The following is a 371-nucleotide window of genomic DNA, read 5'->3' on the forward strand; positions in this document are numbered from 1 at the left end:
CTGAAAGTCTGGCTGGATAAAACCCAATCCCAGGTGACGCCGCAAAGTGCATTAGGCAAGGCGGTGCATTATCTGGCGAATAACTGGAGCCGACTGGAGCGCTATGTCGAAGCGGGTTATCTGCCCATCGACAACAACCCGGCCGAAAGAGCGATCAAGCCGTTTGTCATTGGACGCAAGGCCTGGCTGTTCAGCGATACCGTCAACGGCGCCACTGCCAGCGCAAAGATCTACAGCCTGGTCGAGACCGCCAAGGTCAACGGCCAAGAGCCCTATACGTGGCTGCGCCACGTACTGGAGCGGCTGCCTCAGGCTTCGTCGCTTGAAGATTATGAAGCTTTGCTGCCGTGGAACTGCTCGCCAGAAATGCC

General features: G+C 57.4%; 1 protein-coding gene. It reads left to right on the top strand.

Features of this window, described 5'->3' with window-relative positions:
* Window positions 1-371, top strand: a 371-nt coding sequence (locus ALP40_RS24990; protein ID WP_147478357.1) for a transposase, incomplete at both ends; no start/stop codon positions are given.

Origin of the sequence: Pseudomonas viridiflava (assembly GCF_003702045.1) — a bacterium.
GTDB lineage: Bacteria > Pseudomonadota > Gammaproteobacteria > Pseudomonadales > Pseudomonadaceae > Aquipseudomonas > Aquipseudomonas viridiflava_C.